Annotated in this window: 10 protein-coding genes and 1 pseudogene; 4 read left to right on the top strand and 7 right to left on the bottom strand. The window is 44.1% G+C overall.

Annotation, left to right across the window (positions count from 1 at the left end; genetic code table 11):
* A partial coding sequence (locus tag BM200_RS29600) for an IS110 family RNA-guided transposase (RefSeq protein WP_139230850.1) occupies positions 1 to 708 on the top strand: 708 nt, incomplete at its 5' end.
* Between the two features lie 140 nt (positions 709 to 848).
* Here BM200_RS29600 and BM200_RS29595 read toward each other — a convergent pair.
* The 4 genes from BM200_RS29595 to BM200_RS29575 form a co-directional block, all read right to left on the bottom strand.
* The gene (locus BM200_RS29595) at positions 849 to 1,421 is read right to left on the bottom strand and encodes a hypothetical protein (RefSeq protein ID WP_091191062.1); all 573 of its coding nucleotides are present in this window, start codon (positions 1,419 to 1,421) and stop codon (positions 849 to 851) included.
* A gap of 114 nt (positions 1,422 to 1,535) precedes the next feature.
* The gene (locus BM200_RS29590) at positions 1,536 to 2,060 is read right to left on the bottom strand and encodes a GNAT family N-acetyltransferase (RefSeq protein ID WP_175533082.1); all 525 of its coding nucleotides are present in this window, start codon (positions 2,058 to 2,060) and stop codon (positions 1,536 to 1,538) included.
* A 173-nt stretch (positions 2,061 to 2,233) separates the two neighbouring features.
* The gene (locus BM200_RS29585) at positions 2,234 to 2,419 is read right to left on the bottom strand and encodes a hypothetical protein (RefSeq protein WP_091191061.1); all 186 of its coding nucleotides are present in this window, start codon (positions 2,417 to 2,419) and stop codon (positions 2,234 to 2,236) included.
* A gap of 790 nt (positions 2,420 to 3,209) precedes the next feature.
* Entirely contained in the window at positions 3,210 to 3,992 is a 783-nt protein-coding gene (locus tag BM200_RS29575) for an alpha/beta fold hydrolase (protein WP_091191059.1), read from the bottom strand.
* Positions 3,993 to 4,138: 146 nt separating this feature from the next.
* Here BM200_RS29575 and BM200_RS29570 point away from each other — a divergent pair, with 146 nt between their 5' ends.
* Positions 4,139 to 4,465, top strand: a complete 327-nt coding sequence (locus tag BM200_RS29570) for a hypothetical protein (protein WP_091191056.1) — start codon at positions 4,139 to 4,141, stop codon at positions 4,463 to 4,465.
* A gap of 188 nt (positions 4,466 to 4,653) precedes the next feature.
* Here the strand turns inward: BM200_RS29570 and BM200_RS30195 are convergent, their stop codons facing one another.
* Positions 4,654 to 4,809 carry a hypothetical protein gene (locus BM200_RS30195; protein WP_175533081.1) on the bottom strand — a complete coding sequence of 52 codons (156 nt, stop codon included), beginning with the start codon at positions 4,807 to 4,809 and terminating at the stop codon, positions 4,654 to 4,656.
* 243 nt (positions 4,810 to 5,052) lie between these two features.
* Here BM200_RS30195 and BM200_RS29565 point away from each other — a divergent pair, with 243 nt between their 5' ends.
* Positions 5,053 to 5,667: a helicase-related protein gene (locus BM200_RS29565; protein WP_243865305.1), complete on the top strand. Its 615-nt coding sequence runs from the start codon at positions 5,053 to 5,055 to the stop codon at positions 5,665 to 5,667.
* A gap of 192 nt (positions 5,668 to 5,859) precedes the next feature.
* Here the strand turns inward: BM200_RS29565 and BM200_RS29560 are convergent.
* Together BM200_RS29560 and BM200_RS29555 are read right to left on the bottom strand one after the other, a co-directional pair.
* Positions 5,860 to 6,201 (bottom strand): annotated as a pseudogene (locus BM200_RS29560) (IS110 family transposase); the annotation flags it as partial.
* 176 nt (positions 6,202 to 6,377) lie between these two features.
* On the bottom strand, positions 6,378 to 6,857 hold the full coding sequence (locus BM200_RS29555) for a hypothetical protein (protein WP_091191051.1): 480 nt from the start codon (positions 6,855 to 6,857) through the stop codon (positions 6,378 to 6,380).
* Positions 6,858 to 7,212: 355 nt separating this feature from the next.
* Between BM200_RS29555 and BM200_RS29550 the strand changes: the two genes are divergently transcribed.
* The coding region (locus tag BM200_RS29550) for an IS110 family transposase (protein WP_139230849.1) at positions 7,213 to 7,490 on the top strand (278 nt) is incomplete at its 3' end.

The following is a 7,490-nucleotide window of genomic DNA, read 5'->3' as shown; positions in this document are numbered from 1 at the left end:
GGGGCCATGATCGAGGGTGAAGAAGATCCGGAAAAGCTGGCTGCCTTCGCAAGACGAACCTTAAAGAAAAAGAAAGAAGAGCTAGAATTAGCCTTGCGAGGGAACATGAGTGCACACCAGCGGATCATGCTAAAAACGATGCTTACTCATGTCGACTTTCTGAATGAACAAATTCTCGAACTGGACACGGAGGTAGCCAAACGGCTCGCCCCTTTTCAGCAAGACATTGAGCGACTAGATACCATACCGGGAATTGGTCGACGCACTGCGGAACAAATCTTGGCTGAAGTTGGAACAGATCTTGCTTCACGCTTCCCTTCTGCCGCTCATCTTTGTTCATGGGCTGGCCTTGTTCCAGGACAAAATGAAAGTGCCGGAAAAAGAAAATCCTCGAAAACACGAAAAGGCAACAAATATCTCCGAGCGGCACTGATTGAAGTCGCCCACTCCGTATGCAGATCCGACAATTACTTGGGAGCCCAATACCGGCGCATAGCTGCACGAAAAGGCCGACACCGAGCTGCTGTAGCTGTCGCCCACTCCATCATGGCTATTGTTTATTACCTTCTCACACGTAAAGAGGACTACAAAGATTTAGGCAGCCATTACTTTGAACAGCGACAGCAGGAAACCATTATGAAGCAAGCCGTTCGTAGGCTTGAAAACCTTGGTTTTCAGGTTGCTCTCTCAACCTCAGAAGCCTCTTAACCATTTCTAATTTTCATAAATCCCTAAAAGCACAGTTTTTAAAAACCGTTAAAGCTGGGCTTGTTTTCGTGCTGTCATTTTTGGGTTTGAGCTAATAGTAATTTTCGGGGTAGCTTAATGAAACATGTTACAAACGAAAATTAGTCTACTTCCCACATTTCAATAATATCGCTCCAGAAGGGTATCCTTTTGATACTTTCAAAGTTTATTTCATCATATTTCTTCAAGTCGAACTCGACCATCAAGTAGGATTTCAAGTTTTCACCGTAATAAATGATGTCTGTTTGATGAACCGAAAAGATTGGATTCCCTGATTCCTGGGGTATCTGAGGGATATATCTGTGCGAATAAATTGGAATTAGCTTCGGTGCTCTTCGAAATTGCTCAATACAAATTTTCTTGGCTGAATCTAAATCGCTAGGCTTATTTCCCCATGCCTTCAACCAAAAATTATTATGTTCAATATCGAACAACATGCCCTCCAAACACCAATTAAATCTTTCCTGTATTATTTGAACATTGCGTTCGGTCATATCTCTCCAATTATTAAATTCATCTGATATAGGCAAAGCAATCGACAGAAATTGCTTTAAATCAGGTGGGAATTTAACAATATATTTTTGTTGGATAACTTCAAATTCAGATTCAGTTAAACCATCTGCAAACTTAACCCCTGCATTTTTCATTTTACGTATCAATTCAGTAAATTCCATTATTGATTTCACTCCATATACGCATGAGTATCTTGCCCTTTAGATTAATAAAAACAGGAAGCAGCTGTACCGGTAGTCTGCTCCCTGGATAGTTCAACAATGTTCTCCGATAGCTTAATCATAAATTTGGTTTGCTGTATTATAGGCAACTTGAACAATCTGCTTTTCGCTATTTTTCTCGATGAACTTATAAACCTGCATTCCGATTTTCTCTGCGACTTTTTGTGACGGAACGTTTTTTATAGTGGTATACGAGAAAACACGAGGATAACGTAAAACGTTAAAAGCATACTCTTTGCAGGCTAAAGCTGCTTCAGTAGCGTAACCTTTATTCCAGTAGTCCTTATTAATATGGAAACCGATTTCTGGAACAATTTCAGTTTCTATGGTTTGCATCGTTATTCCACAATCACCAATAAATTTACCGTCTTCTTTTAATATCACAGCCCATAGCCCATGCTTATACTTCTTATAATTCTCAATATTCCATTTAATCCACTCTTCTACTTTCTCATTATTGAACGGCCGAGGATAAAATTGCATAGCCACGGGATCGGATAGAACCTTCGATAACTCATACTTATCACCGATCTCAAGTTCCCTTAGATATAACCGTTCTGTCTCAAGTATTTTGATCATTATTCACCTCTTTATCGGACTTAAAAGAGCTTTCAGGCTATTGTTTTCATAGCACCATATATTGGAACTAAGCTGCCCGTTACTTTAATGAAAAAGGGAGCTGACATCAAGTCAGCTGCCTTCGTGTTGTCTTTGAGCTAACGTTCCCGTTTCCTGATGTCTATTGTAGTTGGTTAAATGAGATGTGCTCCTAATAAAATCGCGCCTGTTAATGTCCACATCATTAATGCAAAAAATATTGAAACAAAAACTCTCTGAATAATATCCCCTTTTTCGAAATGACGCAAAAATAAAAACATAAATACGAAAGAATACACTGGCATTAAATATTCACTTGATGCAATAAAGAATTCATACATTTCGAATCCCCCTTATAAAACCACTAAAATTTTCCTCATTTACATTCTAACATGTTACCACGTTAACCTGCCCGTTACTTCAATGAACAACGGCACCCGATCGGGTGGGCGCTTGGTCGTTGCAGGATTGACTAATACGACGTGTAACCCTTTACTGGTAAGCCAGTTGTCTAATGACCTGTTGGCTCCATACCAATAATTACGCTATTTAAACGGTGCTTTTGCTGGATAGCTTCCATCCACTGTTGCAGCTTTTCAAACCCCTCAATTGTGTTGTTAAACGATAGATGTCGATTCGTCAGCACGATTCCTTGGAAATTCGTAGCTCGTGCTACATGCGTTTCTTTGGCCATGTCGATCCTACAACGAGATGCGAAGGAGTAATTTGTTCAATCCGTTGATTTTGTGCGTCTGATTACTTAAACATCATAAGTAAGAGCGCCTCCTTTATGTGTTGTGGACAAACCCATCATACCGAGGAGCTCCTTTTTTGACAAAGGCCATTTCTTAGCCCTTTAGTTTAATAATGTGTGCATTTCTGGGATCACGGGGCTGTATAGAAGTTCTTGTCCTACTACGGCTTTGTATAGAAGTACTTGTCTTGAGCTCACGACAAGAACTTCTATACAAAAAATAAAAAAGCCGCTGTTTATGCGACTTCAGTTGTATATATGTTCTTGTCGTCTGACAGATGCCTGTGCCGCTTGCGTCACAATCGTATCGTTTCTTTTATCTCATGAGTTGACGGAGTAGTTCCCGATAAAACAGATGCCCTCCCTAACGCTAACACTTAGCCAATAAATTGAAGCAGGACCTGATTGAACCGTTCACGTTCGTCAAGAAAAGGCACATGACCGCTGTATTGGAACGGAACAAGCACCGATCCTTCGATTAGCCGATGGGTTTCCTCCGCATTCGCAAACGGTACGACTTGATCATGGATGCCATGCGCGATCAGCGTCGGCACGCGGATAGCTCCTAGATCGTTTTGCACGTTCTGATCCCTTAACGTCACCATTACCGCCGCCGTCGCCCAGCCCGAAGCCCGAAGACCGACTTGGAAGAACCAGTTCGCGAACGGTTCCGTGATGTGTCGAAAGAAGAATTGATTCGCTAATCCCACAAGCAGCGCAGGCCGGTCGGACAACGTTTGCGAGATGAACGCATTGGCAGCGCTCCCCGGCACGGACCCCGGCGACTGAGCATCTATCATTACGAGCTTGGATACTCCATGACCTTGATGTCTGGCCATATAACGGACAATCAATGCACCGCCCGCCGAATGTCCTGCAAGCGTGATATTGCGTAGCTGCATGGTATCGATGACGACCCGAATGTCGTCCGCCAAGCGATCCAAACTGTATCCCAAATAAGGTTTATCTGAATTCCCGAATCCCCGCCAATCCATGCCAATGCAACGTACACCGTACGATGGTAGCACATCGTATTGGTATTCAAACTGTAGGTGGCTTAAAGGCCAGCCGTGAATAAACAAAATCGTCCTGTTCCCAGTTGGAAGCAAGTCCTGAACAAATACCCGCACGCCTGGTTCTACCGGAATGAAATAGCCCAAGGTTCTCCCCCTTACTTTAAAATTGGAGCACCTTAGATATGTATTAAAAGGATTATTTCGGTAGACCTAACTTCTCGTAGATTGACCTGCGGCAAGCCGGTTGCGCCCCAGTTCCAGCCGATCTGGATATCGACGCGCTGCCAATAATGGTAACGACATCCCGTCAGCTATCTGAAGCAAATGTGCTGGTGGGTGACAAAACGATTTCGGTGCCGTACAGCTTCTTCGGCCCGGACTCCAAGCTCTATGTACCGATACAGCCCATTGCCCAGGCGCTTGGCTGGAAGGTGACAGATGTCACGGGAGTTGAATACTGCTATTCAATCAAGACAAGTCATCAAGAGCTGCTTGCGGACAAGACAAACAGCCTGATGTATAACAGTCGTTTGTTCGTCAGAATGGACGCCATACGGGCCGCCGGCTACACGAATACTGGCATTCAGTGGATTCAGCCGGATGACTATCACGGATAAGTATTAAGCGTCTCGTATCTGCCGCATTCTGTTAACAGCAAGGCCCGCAACTCCGGCAAGAGCCTTGAAATAAATTCCTGATTTTGCGAAGAAGAAAAGGAGTTGCCGCGGCAGCTCCTTTGTCAAATTTCTTTATTAAGCTAACGTTCCCCGTTAGCTCAATGAATGCCTATCATAAAGAGTTTCCTTCAATGTACCGAAGTATCCGAAAGCCTTGTCTTATGCGGTCGTGTTGTAATGGAGCCGAGTACTTGCATCCACATACTGTACTGCATAGCGTAGTGGCTGTTCGATTCGCGGAATGAGGAGACAGTCACACCAGTCTCGAGTATCTCCTGGATCATACGCAGCCCCTGCCATACAAAACGCTTGCGTTCCGGTCCTACACATAACCTCATTTTGAGGGCATACCATGTGTTCAGCAAGTACATCAGCGATGTATATTTTTCATTAGCCTGGTAATATTTCTTACCGTCGCGTTGTAAAATTCCATTTTATGAAGCTTGTCGTTTCGTCGAGAGAAACGTATCATAAGTTACATTGCTATTATTCAAAGAATAAGAAGAGCAGGAAGGATGACTGATATCATGAACATTACTGAAAAACAGATCGTCGTATCCTTGGAGCCCGAAAATGAAACCGAATACTTGAAGCTATTGAATAATTACTTTACGGCTTCCGAGCGAAATAGCCGGGCCTCCTCCATTCATGAAAAAAAACAGCTCATGGCGATTAAAGAGCAAATGGCGCTTATGTGCAACCAGAATCCGCAAAAAATGAACATGCTGAGGTCCATCATCCGAGATGTAAGTGACAGAAGGGAAAAGGCGGTCGTCATCTCCAAATCGAATGCCGTCACATCCCTGTTATTAGACGAGCTTTCTGCGGACGAGGACATCAAGGGCGTTTTTATTATTACGACACAGCTTTCCATCCATGAGGTCAATGAGATGATTGACAGATTTAATAAAATCCCGGAATCCACCGTTCTGCTTATTACGGATTCCGTCAACACCGGTCTCGACGTTACGGCGGCAAATCATCTTGTGCACTATGATTATCCGGCCCGCTACTCTGATATTCTGCAGCGCAACAACCGCATATCGAGACAAACTTCATATCATAAAGAAGCGACCATATATTATCTCCTAACGTCGGGCAAAATCGACGAGTTCGAATATCGGGAATGCCGGAACCCATAGTGTAAGCAAGGCTGCCAATCAATTCCGCGGCAGCCTCATGCTGTTGTATCCTACTCAATCTTTTTTTGTTTATATCCTTTAAGGGAAAACTGCTCCCACCAGCTCCAAGGTGAAGCGATCGATATGAATACAAATTATCATTTTATTGTCGATAAGAATCGAGAACGTTTCCTCGTCTTGGTCAGGAATCAGACGCGTGTACTCGTAGTAGAAACCTCGGCTGACGGAATCTGCAATGGTCAGTGCATCTTTTGGGTCATTCTTTGACGGGCTATTATCCCGGTTTTCTTTATTTCTCTTCGTCGTTGCCGGATTAACCATGACCACATGCACGCTTTTATCTGCTAACCAGTTGGCCAGGTTAAACCAGTAATGCCCGGTTGGTTCCAGATGGCGCTTCGAAACCACTATTCCGCGGAAATTTGTAGCTTGTGTGACATCTATTTCTTTCGCCATATCGATCCCTATTACGAGATGCGAGGTAGTAATTTGTTCAACCCGTTGATTTTGTGCATCTATTTCCTTAAACTTCATAGTAAGAGCTCCTCCCTGATGTGTTCTCGACAAACCCATCATACCGAGGAGCTCCTTTTTTTACAAAGCCTATTTCTTAAGCTCTACAGGATTGTTTAGCTTAACGATAAAAAGTGAAGATACCAATCCATCCGATTCCCCTTATAAACCCCAGAGCTTCATTCAGTGCAGTTCCTTCAAGTTACACTATTGGATGCGTATCCATCAAAATCCACGCTTACAGCAGCAGTGGAAGAGTGAAATTGGACGGTATAATCACCAGAGCGCATACCTTGCGGATAATTGGTAGTGCTTCTCCACGTATACTCTGCTCCTGGAGCTATAGTTACTGCTACATATTCTAAGCCTGTAGCAACGTGTTGTACCGTAACAGTTACCGCGCCTTTACCTACGTTGTGAAAGTGAAGTTTTCCATAGCCGAAACCACCTGGCACTACGAAAGCAGAGCCAGCGCTAGTATCAGTACTGCTATAGTTTGTCAGTGGAACAATAACAATGAAATCGTTAGGTGATTCTGTCGACGTGGCTGGAGTTACAATTGGAAGCTTGGATTCTGTCTGAGTTACCTCGGCAGAATCAGCGTTAATTATTGCCGGAATCGTTAAAGCTGCGGCTAGTGTTAGAGTTAGCACAGTGAATTTAGTTTGCTTCATCATTTAATACAATCTTCCTATCTACTAAATTTTTGACTAACGGGTAATTGGCATGGAGCAGCTGCCGCGGCGGCAAACTGCTTCTGGATTGTTGAACTAACGTCTCCCGTTAGCCATCCATGCCCCTCTCGGGGCACCACAGAGTAATGAAAATTTTGATGCGGCGTTTTATACTATTCTTACGGCTGGTGAGGAAGGTCGTTAAGCTATGGTGTCGCGAACCCACCCGTTAGTCTGACTCCAACGATCATGGTGCACCACGGTATGTCGCTCCTTTTTGGAAGCACGCGGGGTAGATTAATCCTTTTCTGGTTGTTGCCCAGTCCTCAACTCTAATTGCCGTAGAAAGGTGAATGTTATGGATGTCCTCATCGAGCGCGCTTGCGGTTTGGATGTTCACAAGAAGTCCATTACCGCTTGCATCGTGACTCCCGAAGGAAAGGAGATTAAGACGTTTCGTACGCACACGGTTTTCTTGCTCGACTTGATCGACTGGATCAAGCAGCATCGCTGTACACATGTGGCCATGGAGAGTACCGGTGTCTACTGGAAACCCATCGTCAATCTGCTTGAAGCCGAGGAGATTCAGTTTCTTGTCGTTAACGCCCAGCATATCAAGGCGGTCCCCGGCAGGAA

It is taken from the genome of Paenibacillus catalpae (genome assembly GCF_900112695.1).
GTDB classification, from domain to species: Bacteria; Bacillota; Bacilli; order Paenibacillales; family Paenibacillaceae; genus Pristimantibacillus; species Pristimantibacillus catalpae.
The sequence above is the reverse complement of the archived record's forward strand: the minus strand, read 5'-3'. Positions and strand labels throughout refer to the sequence as shown.

Coding starts and splice junctions, on each gene's coding strand:
- BM200_RS29595 (WP_091191062.1), bottom strand. CDS start 1,421: ATGGAATTTACTGAATTGATACGTAAAATGAAAAATGCAGGGGTTAAG.
- BM200_RS29590 (WP_175533082.1), bottom strand. CDS start 2,060: ATGATCAAAATACTTGAGACAGAACGGTTATATCTAAGGGAACTTGAG.
- BM200_RS29585 (WP_091191061.1), bottom strand. CDS start 2,419: ATGTATGAATTCTTTATTGCATCAAGTGAATATTTAATGCCAGTGTAT.
- BM200_RS29570 (WP_091191056.1), top strand. CDS start 4,139: ATGGTAACGACATCCCGTCAGCTATCTGAAGCAAATGTGCTGGTGGGT.
- BM200_RS30195 (WP_175533081.1), bottom strand. CDS start 4,809: ATGATCCAGGAGATACTCGAGACTGGTGTGACTGTCTCCTCATTCCGC.
- BM200_RS29565 (WP_243865305.1), top strand. CDS start 5,053: ATGAACATTACTGAAAAACAGATCGTCGTATCCTTGGAGCCCGAAAAT.
- BM200_RS29555 (WP_091191051.1), bottom strand. CDS start 6,857: ATGATGAAGCAAACTAAATTCACTGTGCTAACTCTAACACTAGCCGCA.